The following is a 20,278-nucleotide window of genomic DNA, read 5'->3' as shown; positions in this document are numbered from 1 at the left end:
CTGCAGAGCGCCCCAGGAGACGACAGTGCGCGAGTTCCCCCTGATCCTGCCCCCGCCGCTGGCCGAGTCCTGGGCGTGGCAGCGCCACGCCACCTGCCGCGCCTACGATGTCGACGTCTTCTACGACAACGGCAACGAACCACGCAAAGTCCTGCTGGCCAAGCAGATCTGCCAGGGCTGCCCGGTTCTGACCCATTGCCGCGACTACGCGGTCGAAGCCAACGAGCCACACGGCATCTGGGGCGGGATGACCCCACGGGAACGCAACCGCTACCGCTGGCTCAACTATCGGCCCCGCCGACCGGACCTCCCGGTCAGCGCAACGCCCGACGCCTGACCCTCGCTGCGCGGGTCACCCGCCACACCCGCCGCCGACTTTTACGGTCGCGACGCGACCCTGTTCGAGCGTTCGTCGCCGAGCTCGACGGCGACAGCGCGACCCGCGCGCGCTCGCCGGAGATGACGAGGCCGCCCGTGCGGTAGCGGTGGGCCGTCCCCCGGGCATCGGCCGCCGGTTCGATGCCCGGCTGCGTCCGCTGGCCTCACCGCGAGCGGAGCTGCTGCTGTTCACCGCACTGCGCCACACGGGTCGCGCTGCCGAGGCCAACCGACTGGAGGCGTCGATCCTCCGGCGCTGCAAGCGATCCGGTCTGGTACGGCTCCCGCTCGACGAACCCGCCGGACCCGATCGCCGAACTGAACCGCACCCCGGGCGCTCGTCCCGTCTTTTCCGCGGGGCACGCTGCGGCGACATCGCGGCCGGGCACGGTGTGCGGACCCGGCCGGTGCATCCTCTGTTGTCGGGATCCACCGGCTCGGATTGCCGTACGGTCGGGCTCATTACGGTGTCGCGATGATCGCGATCCGTTCAGGAGCTGGTGGATATCAGCGCGCCGGTTCCGTCGCTCCGTCTCGCGGCGCGATTCCGGCCTGCCCCGGAGCCGGAACCGCCGGCGCGGCTGTTGCACCGGAATCCCGGGTTCCGGCCTGCGGCACCAGCAGGACGATGACGGCGGCGAGGATCGCCGGGACCGCGAAGGCGTAGTAGTTCCACTGGGTGCTCAGCGCCGAACCGAGTATCCAGCCGCCCATCATCGGCCCCAGGATGGATCCGGTGCGCCCGAGCCCCATCGCCGCGCCGACGGCTGAGCCGCGGCATGTGGCCGGGAAGTAGGCGGCGATGTATCCGTAGGTGAGGGAGCTGCTGCCGATGGAGCCGAGGCCCGCACCGGCCACGGCCGCCATGAGCACGGCCGTGTCGGCCTTGCGGCTCAGTACCAGCAGCGAGACCGCTCCGATCAGGAAGAACGGCACCAGGATTCGCTTGGATCCGAAGCGGTCGGCAAGCAGCGAACCACCGAGCATGCCCGCCACCGCGCCGACCTGCAGCACCAGCAGGAACTGCAGCGAGGAGCCCAGCGCGTAGCCTGCCTGTCGCATCAGATGCGGCAGCCAGGTGTTGAGGCCGTAGCCGATGAGCTGGGCGCAGAAGCAGACCAGGACGAACAGCGCGAGAGCGGGCAGGTAGCGGGCGGTGAGCAGTTCCCGGAACCCCGCGGCCGGCCGCTCGGCGGGTCCGGCCGCGCGGGCGCCCAGGTCGGCCCGCGCCGCCCCCAGATCGAGGCCGTAGGCGCCGGCCAGCTCGCGAGCCTCGTCGTCGCGGCCGCGGGCAAGCAGATAGTTGACCGACTCCGGCAGCCAGAAGTACATGACCGGCAGCACGATCACGCACAGCGCGCCGACGCCGTAGAGAACGCGCCAGCCGTGGTCGGGCAGCAGCGCGATGGCGACCAGAGCGGCGACGATGCCGCCGACCGAGTAGCCGGTCAAGGTCAGGCCGTTGTAGATCTGCCTGCGGTCGCGCGGTGCGTACTCCATGGTCAGCGCGACCGCCGAGGGGACGACGCCGCCGAGCCCGATGCCGGTGATGAACCGTGCGGCGCCGAGGAATTCGGGTGAGGTGGCCAGCGCGCAGATCGCACAGCCCAGCGAGAACCACGCCACGCCGATCATCATGATCCGCCGCCGCCCGATTCGGTCGGTGAGCGGACCGGCGACCAGGAAGCCGACCATGAGGCCGAACAGCGTCCAGCTGCCGATCAGGCCGGCGGTCGCGGTCGTCATCCCCCAGCCGGGCTCCTCGAGCAGACTGGGCACGGTCGCGCCGTAGACGATCAGATCGTAGCCGTCGGCCACGATGGTCAGGAAACAGAGCAACACCACGATCAGACCACTGCGTGGGTGCCGGACAGTACGGCTCATGCCGTCCTCCTCGGGGAAATGCGCGACGTTGGTTCGGGACCACACCGCAACCGCGCAGCGACCGGAAACTCCTGATACCTCTCAGGCGGTCGTGCGATCCGGCTCACAATAACGCACAATATATGATGCTGAGTACATTCCGGGAGAATTCGCCGCCAGGCCGGGCATGACAGCGACGAAGGTGGCGCTCTCCCCGGGGACGCCAGCCTGCGCCTTATTTGCGCAGGTCAGGGTCTTTACATCACAACGAGACGCTGAGGAACGAAGAAAACCCCAGGTGAGCAAATCCCCAGTTCGCGTGCGTTCCCATCTTCGATGTGCCCCGCCGAGGCATTGAACCTGCGTCCATACGCGCCCGCCACGATTCGGGCGAGTGAGAGGGGCAGCGCAATCATGCCCGCGCGCACAGAGCGATCTCTAACCTACAGTGACCGACAGTGTCGGTTTACCATGCGGCGAGGCGTCCTCTCGGGTGAGGTATCCCCACATTTCGTCGATCATCGGCTGTAGCAACAGCGTTCCGAACTGGCGCACCATCAGTCCGATGATCTGGGTCGATTCCGGGCGGTTCGTCGACGCGAGACCCGACTCGCGCAATTTGACCACCTCGCTGCGGCTCAGCTCGGTGAGCCGCTCGAGCAACCGGCCCGAGCCTCGTGGATCCAGCACCGTCCGCCGGATGTAGTTCACCACCGACGGGTGCGTCTCGAGCATCCGCCGCACCGATTCGTCACGGCGCGCGGCGACCTCGGCAGGTGTACCCACGTCGGGAACTGCCGCGATCGCCAGAGCGTAATAGTCGACAACCAGTTGCTCCACGGCCGCGCGCAGCCCGTCCTTGGTTTTGAAGTGGTGTTGCACCAGCCCCACCGTCACCCCGGCCGCTGTGGCGACGCCGCGCATCGAGACCCGGTCCTCACCGTGTTCGGCATACAGGTCGAGCGCGGCGTTGCGGATTCGGGCCTTCGCGGTGAGGTCCTCGTCACTGGCGCGGGGGTCGATCACGGTTATCTCCTCCTGTCGCCAGGAAGCATACACTTCACCCAAAAGACTTTACATTCACACCGGATGCCATACAGTCGTATAGCGAGAGAGGAGTTGTGTATGCCACAGCACAAGGCGCTGCACGGGGTGCGTCTGGTGTCCCTCGCCGTCAACCTGCCGGGGCCGATCGCCGCAGCGCGATTGCAGGCCATGGGCGCGACGGTCACCAAGATCGAGCCCCCGGCCGGCGACCCACTACGCACGGTCGCCCCCCGCTGGTACGACGAGCTCAGCGCCGGACAGGAAGTACTGCCGCTCGACCTCAAAGACCCCGAGGACCGAGCGGCGGCGGAGCGCGTCTTCGCGGACTCCGATCTCCTACTCACCGCGATGCGCCCGTCCGCGCTGGCCACACTCGAACTCGATGACTCGACCGCCAGACACCCCCACCTCTCCCATGTGGAGATCGTCGGTCACATCGGGACCGACGCAGAGCGGCCCGGCCACGACCTGACTTACCAGGCCGCATTCGGCACTCTCCAGCCGCCGGCGATGCCGACCGTTCCCGTTGTCGACCTGCTCGGGGCCGAGCGTGCCGTTTCGGCGGCGTTGATCGCGCTGCGACTGGCTGCCGAGTCGGGTGCGGGACACCACGAGCACGTGGTCCTGGAAAGGGCTGCCGCCGATGCGGGCGCGGCGGTGCGACATGGGCTCATGGGCGCGGGCGCGCCGCTCGGCGGGGCACACCCCGGCTACGGGATCTACGCCAGCTCCGACGGACACGTCGCCCTGGCCGCGCTGGAACCGCATTTCTGGTCGCGCGCTCGCGCGGCGTTCGGCGTGGGCGGAACCGAACACGAACTGGCCGAGGTCTTTCTGACCCGCCCCACCCGCGAGTGGGAACAGCTCGCGGCTCACCTCGACATCCCCCTGGCCGGAATCCGCCATCAAGCGCAAGGAGACAGAAATGAGCAGTAGGGAAGCCGTCATCGTCGGCGCGGTACGCACACCGGTCGGCCGCCGCGGCGGCAAGCTCAGCCGGTGGCACCCCGTGGATCTCCTGGGGCACACGCTGCGAGAGTTGGTCGCCAGGTCCGGCGTCGATCCGTCGGCAATCGAGGACGTCATCACCGGCTGCGTTTTTCAACACGACGCACAGTCGGGCAATCTCGGACGGCACGCAGTACTCGCGGCGGGGTTTCCCGAGTCCGTGCCCGCCGTGACGATCGACCGGCAATGCGGTTCTGGACAACAGGCCGTGAGCTTCGCCGCCCAGGCGGTGATGGCGGGTTCGCACGACCTGGTGATCGCATGCGGTGTCGAGTCCATGTCGCGGGTGCCGATGCCCGCATCGTTCCAACCCGGCGCCCCGTTGGGCCCGCAGTACAGCCCGCGGGAACTCGACCGCTACGAGGGCCGCCTGATGGCGCAGGGACCGTCGTCGGAACTGATGAACGAGAAGTTCGATCTCAGCCGTGAAGCGCTGGACGCGTACAGTGCCCGAAGCCACACCCGAGCGCTGGCCGCGACGGCAGCCGGGAAGTTTCGGGACCAGATGATTTCGATCGCTGCCGACCCCACCGACCCGAACGGTCCGACCATCGAGGCGGACGAAGGTATTCGGGCACACGTCGACCTCGACAAGATGGCGGGGTTGCCGCCGGTGTTCTGCGCCGACGGACGGACCACCGCCGCGAACTCGTCACAGCTGAGCGATGGAGCCGCAGCCCTGCTGATCGCCGACCGCGAGTACGCCGAGCGCCACGGTCTCACCCCGCGCGCCCGATTCCGCGCGCTCTCGGTGGCCGCGGCAGACCCCGTCCTGCAGTTCAGCGCCGTCCTCGACGCCACCCACCGAGCGCTGCACCGCAGCGGTCTGGCCGTGGCGGACATCGACCTGTTCGAAGTCAACGAGGCCTTCGCCGGTGTGCCACTGATGTTCCAGCGGGAGTTCGGAGTTCCCGACCACAAGCTCAACGTCAACGGCGGCTCGATCGCCATCGGCCACCCGCTGGGTTCGACCGGCGCCCGAATGCTCACCGACTTGCTGACCGAACTCGAACGAACAGGCAAGCGGCTCGGCCTTCAGACGATCTGCGAAGCCACCGGAACCGCGAATACCACCATCATCGAACGCATCTGAGGAAGCCATGACCTACGAGATCGTCAGCGGACTGCCATCCACGCACGGTGACCATTACCAGCTCAACACCACAACCCTCATCCGGCACGCGGCGCGCACCTATCCCGAACAGGAGATCGTGTTCCGTACCTCAGCCGGAGGGTGGGACCGATACAGCTACCTCGACGCGTACCGCCGCATCGGGCAGGCCGCAAACGTCTTGCGCAAGCTCGGTGTCGGGCCCGCGGACGTGGTCGGAATTCTCGATTGGAACAGCAAGCGGCACTTCGAGCTGTACTGGGCAATTCCTGGCCTCGCGGCCGTGATGCTGCAGATGAACCTGCGACTGGGAGCCGACGACCTCGGCTATGTCACCGCGCACAGCAACGCGTCGGTCGTCCTGGTCGACGAGAGCTTGCTCCACGTCGCCGAAGCGATCGCGGAGCACGCATCCGATGTCCGCACCTGGGTGGTGATGTCAGATCGCCCGCTCGACGAGATCTCGACGTCGCTGCCGAATGTCCGCCATTTCGAAAGCTTGATGGCCACCGCGGAATTCGACATCGAGTGGCCGATGGTCGACGAGAACTCGGCCTACAGCGCGTGTTACACGACCGGCACGACGGGTCGTCCCAAAGGGGTGTACTACTCGCATCGCGGGATCTACTTGCACAGCATGGCGATGGCCGCCAGGCTGGCATTGAGCGCCGACGACGCGGCGATGCTGATCACGCCGATGTTTCATGGGCAGTCCTGGGGTCTACCGCAAGGCGCGGTCTATGCCGCTGCCAAGGTCGTGCTCCCCGGCCGGTATGTCGCCGAAGACACCTCAGTCCTCGTCGACGCGATGATCGCTGAGCAGGTCACGGTGGCCAACGGCGCTCCAGCGATCTTCCAGCCCATGCTCGACTACATCAAGACTCTCGACACCAAGCCCGACTTCCGCCGCGCCCGGCTGCTTTCCGGGGCGACCGAGCCTGCGTTGTCGCTGATGCGTGGGTTCCACGATCTCACCGGCGCCGACATCATCCACGCCTACGGCGCTACCGAGACGACCCCGCTTGTTACCGTCAACGCGGGGACCAAACCCACGCTGGGTGACACCCTCACCGACGAGCAGAAGTGGGATCTCAAGCGCTGCCAGGGCTTGCCGGTCACCGGGATCGACGTCAGGATCGTCGACGACGAAGGCAATGACTTGCCGCACGACGGCCACTCGGCGGGCGAGATTCTGTTTCGCGGACCGTGGATCATCGAGCGCTACTTCAAGCTCGACGACGATGCCGATCGGTTCATCGACGGGTGGTGGCGAAGCGGCGACGTCGGCACCATCGACGAACGGGGCTACCTCAAACTCACCGACCGCCTCAAAGATGTCATCAAAAGCGGCGGCGAATGGATCTCCTCCATCGACATGGAAAACGCCCTGCTGGCGCATCCGAAGATCGCCGAAGCTGCCGTCATCGGTGTGCCACACCCGAAGTGGCAAGAACGCCCCGTCGCCCTTGTCGTGACCGCCGACGGGCAGGAGCTCCCCCTCGCCGAGATCCACGACCTGCTCGCGAGCGCGTTCGCGAGGTGGCAACTGCCCGACACAGTCCTCTATCTAGACAGCCTGCCCCGCACCAGCGTCGGAAAACTGGACAAGAAGACCATGCGGGCCGCGCACAGCTCCCTCTACGGAGCGTCGCGATGACCACCGCCCAGGCACCCCTGCGTTCGAGCCGCGACGGTCACGTCGTCGTTCTCGAGATCAACCGGCCCGCTGCCCGCAACAGCCTGAACGAAGCCGTGCTCACCGCGCTGAATTCCGAACTCCATGCGATACGCCACGACGACTCGGTCCGTGCCGTCATCCTCACAGGTGCGCAGGGAACGTTCTGCGCGGGTGCCGACATCACCGCCTTCGACGCCATCAGAAATGATGGCCTGCTCGGGAACCGCGCCGCCACCGGTGGCGCCATCTGGGCCGAGCTCGGCCGGTTCCCGAAACCGGTGATCGCCGCGGTCGAGGGGCTGGCTCTCGGCGGTGGGTGCGAGTTGGCGCTGGCCTGTGATTTCGTCATAGCGGGTGAGTCCGCGAAGTTCGGCGTTCCGGAAGTCAAGCTCGGCGTGATACCCGGAGGTGGCGGCACGCAGCGGCTCATCCACGCCGCGGGCAAGCCCAAGGCGATGGCGATGCTGCTCACGGGCGAGCTCCGCTCCGCCGAGTGGGCATACCACGCGGGCATCATCGCCGAGATCGTTCCCGACGGCGACGCGCTTGCCGTCGCCACAGCGATGGCCACCCGGATCGCAGCGAATTCGCCGCTCGCTGTGGCGCTGGTCAAGGACGCCGCGGTGCAGGCCCTCGAAACCTCGTTGGCGCAAGGTCTCGAACACGAGAAGCGCAACTTCCACGTCGCCATCCATTCCGCTGACAGCCGCGAAGGACAAGCGGCATTTCTCGCCAAGCGCGCACCTGAATTCACCGGAAAGTAGATCCGCCATGAGTGAACTGTTTCCCACGTACCGATCTCCCTGGGAGACCGACGACCAGGCATTGCTGCGAGCACACGCCGCCGAGTTCTTCCGCAAGGAAGCCACACCCAACCAGGAGCGATGGGCAGCGCAACACCAGGTCGACCGCGAGTTCTGGACGAAAGCCGGCGCGGCGGGTCTACTGTGCCTCGACCTGCCCGAAGAGTACGGCGGAGGCGGCGGAAACTTCGGGCACGAAGCAATCGTCCAGCAGGAACTCGTCTACGCGCACGACACCGCGTTCGCGTTCTCCGTGCACTCGACGATCGTCGCGCACTACATCGCGACCTACGCCACCGAAGAACAGAAGCAGCGCTGGCTGCCGAAGTGCGCGAGCGGGGATAATGTCCTCGCCATCGCCATGACCGAGCCCGGCACGGGCTCGGACCTGCAGTCGGTGCGCACCACCGCGGTGCGCGACGGCGACGACTACGTGGTCAACGGGTCGAAGACGTTCATCTCCAACGCCTCGCATTGCGACCTGCTGGTCATCGTCGTCAAGACCGACCCGTCCCAAGGCGCCAAGGGCCTTTCGCTGCTCGTCGCGGAGACACAGGATCTGCCCGGGTTCGAGCGTGGCCGCGTGTTGCACAAGATAGGCCAGCATGGACAGGACACGCGCGAACTGTCTTTCGTCGATATGCGTGTACCCGCGGCCAACCTCCTCGGCGAAGTCGAAGGGCAGGGTTTCGTCCAACTGATGAATCAACTGCAACGCGAACGGCTGATCATCGGCATCGCCGGTGTCGCGATGGCCGAGGCCGCCGTCGCCGAGACGATCCGATACGCCAAGGAACGCCATGCCTTCGGACAGTCGGTCTTCAACTTTCAGAACACGAAATTCCTTCTGGCCGAGTGCAAGACAGAAGTGCTGGCCGGCAAAACACTGATGGACCACTGCATCCAGCGCCACATCGACGGCACACTCGATGCGACCACCGCGTCGATGGCGAAGCTGTGGGGTACCGACAAGCAGTGCGAGATCGTCGACCGCTGCCTGCAAGTCTTCGGCGGCTACGGCTACATCACGGAATACCCGATCGCCCAGATGTATGCCGCTGCGCGCGTCCAGAAGATCTACGGTGGCACCAACGAAATCATGAAAGAACTGATCTCACGGACTCTGTGATCCCATTTGGCGGCTCACCGGCACCTGGCACGCCCGATACCGCGTGAACCGTCGACGGGTAAAGAGCCGGCTTCGGTTTCAGACCAGCGCCGGTCGGCGTGGCAGGTTTTGAGCGTAGTACGCGGCTTCGTACTCGGCCGGGGTCAGGTAGTCCAGCCGGGAATGTAGGCGTGCGTTGTTGTACCAGTCGCACCATTCCATGAGGGCGAACTCGACCTCGATCACGGTCTTGAACCGGCCGATTCACCGAACGACGTATCTCGCCTCGACCCGGCGGGAAATCCGCCTCGACTGCCAGCTGGCCGGACACAATTCCCGGACGCCGCGAGATCCTCCAAGGAATGATGGGGTTGTGGCACTTGGCCTTCCCTGATGCCGACCACAATTACCGGTCGAGGAGGGTAACCACAGACTTGGTTTCGAGATACTCCTCGATTGCGTTCGGCCCGTTTTCACGTCCCCATCCGGACTGCTTGTAGCCACCGATCGGCATCTGCACTCCGCCGGCCCGATGGACGTTGATGCCGATGCGTCCGGCGCGGAGCCGACGGGCGACTCGATGGGCGAGGGCGACATCACGGGTCCAGACACTGCCGGCGAGTCCGTACTGGGTGTCGTTGGCGACAGCTATGGCGGTTTCGAGGTCGGTGTAGGGCATCGCCGCGAGTACCGGTCCGAAAACTTCGTCGCGGACGATCTCCATGGAAGGGGTCGCATCGGCGACCAGGGTGGGTTCGTAGTAGAAGCCTCGATCTCCGATCCGTTTGCCGCCAGTGACGACACGGGCGCCGTCAGCGGCGCTGCGGTCGACGAACCCGGCGACACGGTCGAGGTGTCGGCGGGACACCAGGGGCCCGAGCACCGTGTCGGGGTCGTTGCCGTAGCCGACCTTCATGTCCGCAGCCAGCTCGGCGATCACGTCGGTGAGTTCCGAGTAGATCGACCTGTGGACGAGGAGCCGTGTGCCGGATGTACATATTTGTCCGGAGTTCCAGAAGGCCCCCAGCGCAATGCCTGCTGCCGCCGCAGCGATGTCGGCGTCAGGCGCGACGATCACTGGTGATTTGCCGCCGAGTTCAAGCGAGACCTTTTTGAGGTTGCCGGTGGCCGCAACAACGATCTTGCGGCCGACCGCGGTCGAGCCGGTGAAGCTGATCTTGTCGACGTCTCGGTGTTCGGCCAGCGCCGCACCAGTTGCCGCGAAGCCGGTGACAACGTTGACCACTCCGGGCGGGACCCCGGCGTCGAGCAGTATCCCTCCCAGCACGAGTGCGGACAGCGGTGCTTCTTCCGATGGCTTCAGCACGCATGTGCACCCAGCCGCCAGAGCGGGTGCCAGTTTCATCGACATCGCGATCAGGGGCGCGTTCCACGGCACGATCATCGCGACCACACCGACCGGTTCTTTGTAGGTGGCGCCGTGCATTCGGCGGTCGGACGGGCCGATGTCGGTCGTGCTGCCGTAGATCTTGTCGGCCCAGCCCGCGTAATAGCGGAACTGGTTGGCGGCCTCGGTGACCATCAGCAGTGCTTGTGACATTGGCATCCCGACGTCGCGACTTTCGACAGCTGCCAGTTCGTTAGCGCGCTCAGCCATCAGATCCGCTGTCCGCCAGAGGATCATGCCGCGTTCGGCACCGGAAAGGCGGATCCAACGCTCGTCGTCGAATGCCCGCCGTGCGGCTCGCACGGCGTCGTCCACGTCTGTCGCCGCGGCCTCGGCTACCCGAGTGATCACCTGCTCGGTGCCGGGATCAATGACCTCGAAGTCACCGTGCTCGACAGCAGAAACCCACGCACCATCGATGAGCAGCTGCCTTGGACCGCCCCATGCCCATGCCACCTTGTTCGGTACGGTCACGGGTGCTCGTGGATGTGAGGCATCGGATGAGGGATCTTGGTTTCTGGCGGCGGGCCCTTTACCGCAGCTGAGTCACCGGCGACCAACTCGACCTCCAGCTCGCGCAGCTCGAGCTCGGTGCTTCCCGCATCGATCACTGCTGCCGGCGTTTTCACGCCGTCACCACGTGTTCGGCGGGACCGCGCAGCGAAGTGGCGCTGGTGATCTCCGCACCGCCCGCGCGCAGCTCGGCCCAGTCGGTCGGATCGTGGCTGATCCAGACGGTTGTTCCGGGCTGGGTGGCCAGTAGTTTGATCTTCTGCAAGGAGCTGTGCTTGTTCGGCCGGTCGACATCGAACGGCATGCCGATGGTCAGGTCGACGTTGTCCCACTTGTGCGCCGCGTCGCTGGTGAGCACGAGCGTGCTGTCGTCGGGCATGCGCAGTTTCAGACCGAGCGTGCCGGGGGTGTGCCCGTGCAGCGAGAGCAGGGTGATGCTGCCGTCACCGAAGAGGTCGTGGTCGTAGCCTGCGGGAACCTCGTTCCAGGCAATCTTCTGCGCCGCCGCGATGTCGTCCTCCCGGAAGAAGGCCGCGTCGAGGTTCGAGGGCGTCTTGGCGTAACGCAGTTCACCGGCGCCGATGAAGCCCTGCGCGTGCGGGAAGAGATCGAGTCCGCCGGTGTGGTCGAAGTGCATATGCGACAACACGACCCGGCGGACATCGCGGGTGGTGTAGCCGATGGCTTCGATCTGGCGGTCGAGCCGGTACTCCTCGGGAAAGTCGATCCGGAACGCCGCGGCGAGCTCGCCGTAAGCGACGGCCGGGTCACCGGCGCCCACGGTGGCCAGACCGGCGTCGAAGATCAGCAGTCCCTCGTCGTGTTCTATGAGAAACGTCGGAGCCGGGATGGTTTCCTGCACACCGCCGGACCCGAGCATCAGAATGCCGCAGTCGACAGTGAGTTGCGGTGCGTCCAGTGCCCACACGCGGCGGACGGGCTTCGGTGTTGCCATGGGGACTCCAATGTCTTGCCGAGGGTGCCCGGGCGACCCGAAAGGACCGCTAGGCATTATGTATTGTGCATTTTCGATCGCACCGATTCACAGCATGCCACCACGCTTGTGTCCTGGGTCACAGGCTGACACGCATACTATCTTCGCGCTCATCGATTTTCAACAGATGAGTTGATTTTGCCTCTACCTGCAAGAATATGGGCGACTAGCACGCTCTGCCGACCGGCGCAGACACTCACTGCCGAGAGCCCCACGCCGGACCCAGTCGAGAGGGTCGCCGCTAGCTTCTCGCCGAAATTGATAATATTTCGTGCACAATCTCCTAAGCTGCTGTCGGGCACAGCCTCTGGTCCGAACTCTCGTCGATCCGGCATCCCGTTCCGAACCGCCACTCCCCTCCCCATGGCAGCCCCGCCGCCTTCACCTGGAGCGCGCGGCATTCTCCGCAAAGCAAGGAAGACCCGATGAGTTCACACCCAACCCCCGTCACCGCCGGTCGCGACCGACGTAGCCAATTCGCGGTCGTGCTGTTCTGCGCGTTCCTGAACATGCTGGACGGATACGACGTGCTGGTGATGGGCTTCGCGATGCCCCACCTGCCGGACGGTTTCGCCTCGAACGCGCAGAAGGGTTACCTCGTCAGCGCCGCGCTCGCAGGGATGGCGGTCGGCGCGATAGGGCTTGCCCGGTTCGCCGACATCTACGGCCGTCGACGGGTCCTGCTGGTCGGCCTCGCGGTCAACACCGTCGGGCTCGCGGCCTCGGCGCTGTCCACGAACTTCGAGTCCTTGCTGGTGACACGGTTCGTCACCGGCATCGCCATCGGCATGATCAGTGTCGTGATCGTCGTGCTCGGCCAGGAGAGCGCCCCAGAAAACCGCCGCAGCATCGCACTCGGCATCGTGATGATCGGCTATCCGGTCGGCACGATGCTGGCGGGCTTCGCCGGCGCGGGACTCATCACCTGGGTCGGTGGCGCCTGGCAGGGCATGTTCTGGGTCGGCGCCGTGCTCGGCGCGTTGTCGCTGGTAGTGACTGCCGTCTTCCTGCGTGAGTCCCCCGACTTCCTCGCTCGCCGGGCTGCCGCGCCGCGAGAGCGCGAAATCGTACTCCCGCGCGCGAATTCGCTTCTCGGGCACGCGCTGCGCACACGCACGGTGCTGCTGGCCGGAGGATATTCGATGCTGACCGCCGCCTACTACTTCGTGGGGACCTGGACACCGCAGCTGATCAAGAACGCCAGCGGTGACGCGGGCAGCGGCGCGCTGGCCGGCATCATGATCGGACTCGGTGCGGTGATCGGCGGTACGGCTTTCGGCGCGGTCGGACTGAGGTTCGCCGGCGCTCGCATAGCTGCGGTGACCTCGCTGGTGGCGGCCGTCGCGATCGCGGTGTTCGCGGTGACCCTGCGCGGGCCGCTCGCGCTGACGACGGCGACCGTGCTCGGCGCGGCGATCTACGCCGCGCTGACCGGCTACACCGCGACCTCCACAGCGGTCTACCCCGTACTCGCACGAGCCAAGGGATACGGGGCGATGATGGGCGTCGGACGCGCCGGGGCGATTCTATCGCCGATCGTCGCGGGGTATGCGCTGAGTGTGCTGACCCCGCGCACGATGTACCTCGCGGTCATCGTCCCGTTGATCATCGCGGCGGTCACGGCGGTGGCACTGTCGCGCGTCCGCCGCGTCGGCGACGCCGCGGTGGGGGTGCCGGTGCCGGGAGCTTCCCCGGCTGCGGCGGATTCCTGAATCGCCGCCGCCCTCGCGACCTCGCTCAGGATCCGGCGGTGAACATACCGACCAGGGCCCCGGACACCTCCTCGGCGAATTCCTCGACACCGAGACCGCTACTGGCGTCGAACCATTCGCCGATGAGGGCCAACCCACCCAGGGCGAGGTTCAGGGTGATGTGCAAGCGGTCGGCGGAGATGACCTCCGGCGCGGTGGCGAGTTCGTCGACCACGGCACGAAAGATCGACGTCTGCTCTCGTCGGAGTTCGTCGCGCCGCTGCTCGAGCGCCTGGATCGGCACCTGGACCTTGAGGAAGAGCGGAACGAATTCCGGATACTCGGCCAGGGTGATGACGGCTTCTTCGCGGAACATCCGCCGGAGCCGGTCGAGCGGTGGGCCTGCCGATTCCGCGATGACCCGCAAGCGGGGAAACACTTCGGCGGCCGCGTGCTCCATGCAGCGGAGGAAGAGTTCCTCTTTGGAGGGGAAGTAGTAGTAGAGGCTGGAGCCACGCATGTCGAGGACGGCACCGATGGCCTCGAAGTTGGTTGCCTCATAGCCGCCTTCGGCGAACAGCCGCGCCGCGGTGTGCTCGATCAGCCGGACGCGTTCGGCACGTTTGCGCATGGCCCTGGTCCGGGGCTCGCCAGCACCGATGCGCTCGGTACCTACGTGCGGCGCGCTCAACAGCAAACCTCCCTGTCCGACCGGGTACGCCCACGCTGTCGAGGCGATCCCCACACTGCGGCGATTCCACCGAACCTTACACTGCGGCAGCTTGCCACCGTCCAGCATAATATATAATCTACTGCCCTATAGAATTTCTGGTTAGTCGAAGAGAGCTGTTCGCGGCTCTCCGCCGACCGTCACACCGGCAGAAGGTGGAATCGTGGAAATTTCCAGCGCGGACGTCGCGCACCCCGACGACGTGCTGATCGGAGGAACCTTGCGGCCCGCCACCGGGGATCGCTACACCATCGTGTCGCCCTCCACCGGCCTGCCGGTCACCGTCGTGCGGCACCCGTCGGTTGCTGACGGTATCGCGGCCATCGATGCCGCCGACGCGGCCCGCGAGACCTGGGCACGCACCGACCTCGCCGAGCGGATCGCGGCGACCGCGCGCTGGTTCGATCTCCTCGACGCCCGCGCCCCGCAACTGGAGGTGGTGTGGGCAGTCGAGGCAGGAATGCCGCTGCGGCACGGCCGCGCTTTACACCGGTTCGGCACGACCGCCGCGTGGCGCTCGGCAGTCGGCAATGCCGAGGCGATATTGCGCGAGGACCGCCGTTCGTCCGAACTGGGCGATGTGCTGCTACGGCGGGAACCGGTCGGGGTGGTGGTGGCGATCCTGCCCTACAACGGCCCCGTCGTCACGATCGCGTCCAAGGTCGTTCCCGCGCTGCTGGCGGGCTGTCCGGTGGTGATCAAGGCAGCGCCGGAATCCCATCTCACGATGGCCCTGGTCGCCGACTGCGCACTGCGGGCGGGCTTTCCCGCCGGTGTGGTCAACATCGTGTGCGGCCCGGTCGAGGTCGGTCAGGCCCTGACACGTGATCCTCGGGTCGATCTGGTCTCGCTCACCGGCGGGCACGTCGCCGCGCAGGACGTCCTTGCCGCGACCCACGGACGCTACGCGCGAACCCAGCTCGAACTCGGCGGCAAGTCGCCGGCGCTGATTCTCGACGACGCTCCCCTCGACCGGACACTGCGGGCCCTCGTGCCCGGCGCCACCAACGGCACCGGTCAGGTCTGCGCCTCGCTGTCGCGGATCCTCGTCTCCGAGCGCCGCCACGACGAGGTGATCGATAGTCTCCGCTCCGGCTGGGAGCGGTTGACCATCGGCGACCCGCTCGACCCGAAGACCCATCTGGGTCCGCTGATCAACGAGGCGGCGCTGCGGCGCACCGAGAATTTCGTCGCCGCGGCCGAAGCCGATGGCGCGCGGCTGGTCACCGGCGGTCGCCGGCCCGACCATCTGAGCTGCGGATGGTTCCACGAACCGACCTTGTTCACCGGTGTCGGCGAACACTCCGACCTCGTGCAGCGAGAAGTGTTCGGGCCGGTCACGGCCGTGCAGGTCTACCGCGATCTCGACGATGCAGTGCGTCTGGCCAACGCGACAACCTTCGGCCTGTCGGGCGCGGTGTTCACCGCCGACACCGCCCTCGGTGTCGAGGTGGCGGGTCGCATCCGCTCCGGCGCCGTCGCGGTCAACTCCTTCGGCCCCGTGATGAGCGCGCCGTTCGGCGGCGTCGGCGCCTCCGGCTGGGGCCGCGAATCGGGACCAGAGGGAATTCTGGGATTCACCGAACTCAAGCAGATCCTCATCGGGGCGTGAACCCGTGACCCGCGACCCGATGACACCGTCCACCGATGCCGAGCCCGCAGCCCGGCAGGGCCCCCTACACGGCCTCAAGATCATCGAATTGGCCGGGCTCGGCCCGGGGCCGTGGTGCGGAATGCTGCTCAGCGACCTCGGCGCCGAAGTCCTGCGGATCGACCGGCCCAGCGCCGTGGGCGCTCTGCGCACCGACCTCGGCGCGAGCAACGGACGGCAACCGGCCTTCGTCAACGATCGCGGGCGGCGCTCGGTCGCCGTGGATCTCAAACATCCCGACGGCGTGGACACCATGCTGCGTCTGGTCGAACGGGCAGATGCGCTCCTGGAGGGCAACCGGCCCGGGTCACCGAGCGCCTCGGCGTCGGACCCGAGGACTGCCTGGCCCGCAACCCTCGCTTGGTCTATGGCCGAGCGACGGGTTGGGGACAGGACGGACCACTGAGCCGAACCGCCGGCCACGATCTGAACTACCTGTCGCTGTCCGGTCTGCTGGCGGCCATGGGTCCGGCGGGCGGCCCCCCGGCGATCCCGCTGAATCTGCTCGGCGACTACGCCGGTGGTGGACTCATGCTGGCGATGGGTTTGCTGTCGGCGCTGTGGGAAGCGCGCGGCAGCGGCCGCGGTCAGGTGGTCGACGCCGCCATGGTGGACGGGATCGCCCTGCTGGGCGGTGTCTTCTACGGACAGCGACAAGTGGGGATGCACGGACTCGAGCGCGGAACCAACATGCTCGACGGTGGCGCCCCGTTCTACACCGTGTACGAGACCGCAGACGGCGGCTGGATGGCAGTCGGCGCGATCGAGGCCGCCTTCTTCGCCGAACTCCTCGATGTGCTCGGGCTCGAACCAGAACTCGCCGACATCCAATGGGACCGCACGCAATGGCCACGGTTGCGTATCAGGCTCGCGGCCGTCTTCGGCACCCGAACCCGCATGGAGTGGGAAGCCGCCTTCGCCGGACGCGAAGCCTGCACCACCCCGGTCCTCGACCTGGACGAAGCCCTGCGACACGAACACGCCAGGGCACGAAACAGTTTCGTCCCGGTGGACGGGGTCCTCCAGCCTGCCCCCGCACCGCGATTCAGCCGGACACCCGGTGCCGTGCAGGGCCCCGCGGTCCCCGCCGGAGCGAATACCTCACGCGCACTCATCGACTGGGGCTTCGACCCACCGGACATCGATGCTCTTCGCGCCACTGGAGCGATCCTCTGACAGACAAGGAACACACCGAATGAGTCACTGCCGCCTCACTCACCGGAGCACCCCATGGCGCTGAGCCTGAACTTCATCACCGACGCGATCGCCGCCCAGATGCCCGCGGTCGACCCCCACCGCCCCGCTGTCGCACTCGGCGGAGAAGCCGCACTGAGCTGGCTCGACCTGCGCGCCACCGAACTACGCTACGCACGGGCCCTGCAGCAGGCCGGAGTGCGCAAGGGCGACCGGGTCGGACTGCTGCTGCGCAACTCCACCGACTACGTCGCGCTCTACCTGGCGATCGGGCGCGTCGGCGCGATCGCGGTACGCCTCAACTGGCGGCTCACCGCACCGGAACTGCAGTTCGCGCTCAACGACTCCGACCCCGGGGTGCTCGTGCTCGACGCCGAGTTCGCCGCCCTCGTGGCGGCCATCCGCGACGGCGTCACCGTCGGTACCTACGTCGTGCGCGGCGAGCCCGGAGCACTCGACGGAGCAACGTCACTGTCGGTCTTCACCGCCGAGGAATCGGACGCGACCGGCTTTCCCGTCGTCTCCCCCGAAGACCCGGTGTCGCTGATGTATTCGTCGGGGACCACCGGACGCCCCAAGGGCGCCCTGTTCTCGCACGGCAACGCCCTGTGGATCGGCTCGATCCAGGCCCAGCGCTGGCGGATCGACAGCTCCACCGTGTCTCAGACCAGCGGACCGCTGTTCCACGCCGGCGGATTCGAGGTCCTGTTGCTTCCCGCCCTGCTCACCCACGGCACCGCCATCGCCTTCCCGTCGGGCAGTTTCACCCTCGAGAACTTCCTCCGCGTCGGCGACCGGCACAACGCCACCGACATGTTGCTCTACCCGTTCATGCTGTTCGACCTGCTACGCAGCGGCGAAGACATCACCCACCTGGTGCCGCAGACCCTACGGCGCATCGTCACCGGCGGTGACATCGTCATGCCCTGGGTCTACGACGAACTCGACAACCGGCTACCCGGCGTCGAACTCGTCCAGTCCTATAGCCTCACCGAAGGCGGCGCGGTGAGCACCAGCCTGGAATTCGATGTCGCCCGCGGCCACGAGAGCAGCATCGGCACGCCCCAGGCGATGACCGAGATCAAGGTCATCCGCCCCGACGGCTCACCCACCGACCTCGACGAGGTCGGCGAGATCTGCGTCCGCAGCGGCGGGGTGAGCATCGGCTATTGGAACCGCCCCGAGGACAACCGCGCCACCTTCGTCGACGGCTGGTGCCACTCCGGCGACCTCGGCCGCGTCGACGCCGACGGCTTCCTCACCATCGCCGGACGAGCCAAGGACATGTACCGCAGCGGTGGGGAGAACGTCTACCCCGCCGAGATCGAGATGGTGCTCACCGGACATGCCGACATCGCCGACGCCGCGGTCATCGGGGTCGCGGACGAACGCTACGTCGAGGTCGGCGCGGCGCTGATCGTCGCAGCGCAGGGCAGCGCCATCGACGTGGCGGAGCTCCGGTCCTGGCTGGGCGAACACCTGGCCAAATACAAAGTCCCCAAACACTTCTACTTCGTCGACGAGTTGCCCCGCAACGCCAACGGCAAGGTCCTCAAGAACGTTCTGCGCGACACCTACGGACAGACCACAACCACGGAGACGAACCCATGACACGAGCAGCACTGTTCGAACAGGCAGGCGCGCCACTACGGCTCGCCGACCTCGACATCGCCGACCCCGGTCCCGGTGAGGTCGCCGTCGATGTGAAGGCGACCGGCGTCTGTCATTCCGATGTGGGAGTCTTCTCCGGCAAACTCCCCGCCCCGCTGCCGCTGGTGCTCGGGCACGAGGGCGCAGGCGTCGTCACCGCCGTCGGTGACGGTGTCGATGAGCTCTCGGTCGGCGACCATGTGGTGCTGTCGTGGCTGGCGAGCTGCGGCACCTGCTACTACTGCCAGCGTGCCGAACAGCACCTGTGCGGTCGGCCGCGCACCATGCTCGGCGCCCACATCCTGCCCGACGGCAGCACCAGGATGAGCCTCGACGGCACACCGGTGCGCCAGTTCTGTGGACTGGGCACCTTCTCCCAGCGCACCGTCGTCCCCGCCGGGGCGGCCATCCGGATCTCCGACCGGGTACCCATCGCTTCGGCGGCACTGCTCGGCTGCGGTGTGCTCACCGGATTCGGTGCCGCGGTGAAGACCGGCGGCGTCCGGGTGGGCGACGCGGTCGCGGTCATCGGCTGCGGCGGCGTCGGACTCAACGCCGTCCAAGGCGCCCGGATCGCCGGCGCCACCACCATCATCGCCATCGACGTCCACACCGACCGGCTCGCACTGGCCACCGAACTCGGCGCCACCCACACCCTCACCGCAGGACCCGACGTGGTCAAGAAGGTGCAGCAGCTCACCGGGCGCCGCGGCGCCGACGTCGTGATCGAAGTAGCGGGCCGGCAGGAAACCGTCGATCAAGCCGTCGCCCTGGCCCGCCGCGGCGGCACCGCCGTCCTCGTCGGCGCCGGACCGGGCGTCGCTGTCAGCGAGGTCTTCAACAACGTCGTCATGTCCGGCAAGACCGTCAAGGGCTGCCTGTACGGCTCGGCGCACGTCAAACGCGACATCCCCCAGCTCGTCGAGCTCTACCAGCGGGGCGCGCTCTTACTGGACCAGTTGGTCACCGAGACCTTCGACTTCGGCGACATCGGCAAAGCGGTCGAATACTGCGCAGACGAGAACGGCGCCCGCGCAGTCGTCCTGTCCTGAGCGCCGACCGGGCTCGGGGTCCGGGACACCGAGCTCCGAGCCCGAGGAAGGAACACGCCCATGACCGCCTCCGAAACCGGGCCGAGTCATCTCCCGCCGCCCGACCGCCGGTCGACGCCTGTACCTGCCACGCCGCCCCACGATTGAGCGAGCTGGGCGCCTTCCTCAAAGCGCGCCGCGCGGAACTGATCCCGGCCCAGGCACACCTACCCCAACAGCAGACCGTGCGGCGGGTGCCCGGACTCCGCAGGGAGGAGGTCGCTCACCTGGCCCCGGCTGACATGTTATTAGTGCCATACTACTCGACTAGCTGTGATGTCCGGGGAGGTTGGTCAGTCGGGTGACCGGTGGGCGACCGCCGATGGCGGAGTGGGCTCGGTGGTGATTGTAGAAGTGGAG

At 67.0% G+C, this 20,278-nt stretch carries 17 protein-coding genes and 1 pseudogene; 11 read left to right on the top strand and 7 right to left on the bottom strand.

Annotated features, from left to right (window positions below; all coding sequences use genetic code 11):
• Positions 1-25 precede the first annotated feature (25 nt).
• Positions 26-337: a WhiB family transcriptional regulator gene (locus AB0L97_RS32055; RefSeq protein WP_244892134.1), complete on the top strand. Its 312-nt coding sequence runs from the start codon at positions 26-28 to the stop codon at positions 335-337.
• A 548-nt stretch (positions 338-885) separates the two neighbouring features.
• On the opposite strand, the gene AB0L97_RS32050 is transcribed toward AB0L97_RS32055, so the two are convergent.
• Positions 886-2,262, bottom strand: a complete 1,377-nt coding sequence (locus AB0L97_RS32050) for an aromatic acid/H+ symport family MFS transporter (RefSeq protein ID WP_364436947.1) — start codon at positions 2,260-2,262, stop codon at positions 886-888.
• Positions 2,263-2,679: 417 nt separating this feature from the next.
• Positions 2,680-3,273, bottom strand: a complete 594-nt coding sequence (locus tag AB0L97_RS32045) for a helix-turn-helix domain-containing protein (RefSeq protein WP_364437095.1) — start codon at positions 3,271-3,273, stop codon at positions 2,680-2,682.
• A 93-nt stretch (positions 3,274-3,366) separates the two neighbouring features.
• Here AB0L97_RS32045 and AB0L97_RS32040 point away from each other — a divergent pair, with 93 nt between their 5' ends.
• The 5 genes from AB0L97_RS32040 to AB0L97_RS32020 are packed head-to-tail and all read left to right on the top strand — an operon-like array spanning position 3,367 to position 9,017.
• Complete coding sequence (locus tag AB0L97_RS32040) at positions 3,367-4,224, top strand: CoA transferase (RefSeq protein ID WP_364436944.1); 858 nt, start codon at positions 3,367-3,369, stop codon at positions 4,222-4,224.
• Complete coding sequence (locus tag AB0L97_RS32035) at positions 4,214-5,389, top strand: thiolase family protein (RefSeq protein WP_364436941.1); 1,176 nt, start codon at positions 4,214-4,216, stop codon at positions 5,387-5,389. Before AB0L97_RS32040 ends, AB0L97_RS32035 begins: the two co-directional genes overlap by 11 nt.
• A gap of 7 nt (positions 5,390-5,396) precedes the next feature.
• Positions 5,397-7,064, top strand: coding sequence for a long-chain-fatty-acid--CoA ligase (locus AB0L97_RS32030; protein WP_364436938.1), 1,668 nt, complete (start codon positions 5,397-5,399; stop codon positions 7,062-7,064).
• A complete protein-coding gene (locus AB0L97_RS32025) occupies positions 7,061-7,849 on the top strand; it encodes an enoyl-CoA hydratase-related protein (protein WP_364436935.1) in 789 nt (262 codons plus the stop codon). Before AB0L97_RS32030 ends, AB0L97_RS32025 begins: the two co-directional genes overlap by 4 nt.
• 7 nt (positions 7,850-7,856) lie before the next feature.
• The gene (locus AB0L97_RS32020) at positions 7,857-9,017 is read left to right on the top strand and encodes an acyl-CoA dehydrogenase family protein (protein ID WP_364436932.1); all 1,161 of its coding nucleotides are present in this window, start codon (positions 7,857-7,859) and stop codon (positions 9,015-9,017) included.
• Positions 9,018-9,095: 78 nt separating this feature from the next.
• On the opposite strand, the gene AB0L97_RS32015 is transcribed toward AB0L97_RS32020, so the two are convergent.
• The 4 genes from AB0L97_RS32015 to AB0L97_RS32000 all read right to left on the bottom strand — a co-directional run bounded on the left by AB0L97_RS32015 (position 9,096) and on the right by AB0L97_RS32000 (position 11,872).
• Positions 9,096-9,260 (bottom strand): IS3 family transposase, encoded by a 165-nt coding sequence (locus AB0L97_RS32015; protein WP_364437092.1) that lies wholly within the window; start codon positions 9,258-9,260, stop codon positions 9,096-9,098.
• 142 nt (positions 9,261-9,402) lie between these two features.
• Positions 9,403-10,878, bottom strand: coding sequence for an aldehyde dehydrogenase family protein (locus AB0L97_RS32010; protein WP_364436929.1), 1,476 nt, complete (start codon positions 10,876-10,878; stop codon positions 9,403-9,405).
• Positions 10,875-11,033, bottom strand: a complete 159-nt coding sequence (locus AB0L97_RS32005; RefSeq protein ID WP_364436926.1) for a hypothetical protein — start codon at positions 11,031-11,033, stop codon at positions 10,875-10,877. Before AB0L97_RS32005 ends, AB0L97_RS32010 begins: the two co-directional genes overlap by 4 nt.
• Positions 11,030-11,872 (bottom strand): N-acyl homoserine lactonase family protein, encoded by an 843-nt coding sequence (locus AB0L97_RS32000; protein WP_358214337.1) that lies wholly within the window; start codon positions 11,870-11,872, stop codon positions 11,030-11,032. The genes AB0L97_RS32005 and AB0L97_RS32000 overlap by 4 nt, the downstream gene beginning before the upstream one ends.
• 464 nt (positions 11,873-12,336) lie before the next feature.
• Here AB0L97_RS32000 and AB0L97_RS31995 point away from each other — a divergent pair, with 464 nt between their 5' ends.
• A complete protein-coding gene (locus tag AB0L97_RS31995) occupies positions 12,337-13,623 on the top strand; it encodes an MFS transporter (RefSeq protein ID WP_364436922.1) in 1,287 nt (428 codons plus the stop codon).
• 25 nt (positions 13,624-13,648) lie between these two features.
• On the opposite strand, the gene AB0L97_RS31990 is transcribed toward AB0L97_RS31995, so the two are convergent.
• Entirely contained in the window at positions 13,649-14,293 is a 645-nt protein-coding gene (locus tag AB0L97_RS31990) for a TetR/AcrR family transcriptional regulator (RefSeq protein WP_364436919.1), read from the bottom strand.
• Between the two features lie 202 nt (positions 14,294-14,495).
• Here AB0L97_RS31990 and AB0L97_RS31985 point away from each other — a divergent pair, with 202 nt between their 5' ends.
• The 4 genes and pseudogenes from AB0L97_RS31985 (at position 14,496) to AB0L97_RS31970 (ending at position 19,879) form a co-directional block, all read left to right on the top strand.
• Entirely contained in the window at positions 14,496-15,944 is a 1,449-nt protein-coding gene (locus AB0L97_RS31985) for an aldehyde dehydrogenase family protein (protein WP_364436916.1), read from the top strand.
• A 19-nt stretch (positions 15,945-15,963) separates the two neighbouring features.
• Positions 15,964-17,159, top strand: a pseudogene (locus AB0L97_RS31980) (CaiB/BaiF CoA-transferase family protein).
• 54 nt (positions 17,160-17,213) lie between these two features.
• Positions 17,214-18,788: a class I adenylate-forming enzyme family protein gene (locus tag AB0L97_RS31975; RefSeq protein ID WP_364436913.1), complete on the top strand. Its 1,575-nt coding sequence runs from the start codon at positions 17,214-17,216 to the stop codon at positions 18,786-18,788.
• A complete protein-coding gene (locus AB0L97_RS31970; protein ID WP_364436910.1) occupies positions 18,785-19,879 on the top strand; it encodes a Zn-dependent alcohol dehydrogenase in 1,095 nt (364 codons plus the stop codon). The genes AB0L97_RS31975 and AB0L97_RS31970 overlap by 4 nt, the downstream gene beginning before the upstream one ends.
• Positions 19,880-20,278: the final 399 nt, after the last annotated feature.

It is taken from the genome of Nocardia sp. NPDC051911, from assembly GCF_040681035.1.
Classification (GTDB): domain Bacteria; phylum Actinomycetota; class Actinomycetes; order Mycobacteriales; family Mycobacteriaceae; genus Nocardia; species Nocardia sichangensis.
The sequence above is the reverse complement of the archived record's forward strand: the minus strand, read 5'-3'. Positions and strand labels throughout refer to the sequence as shown.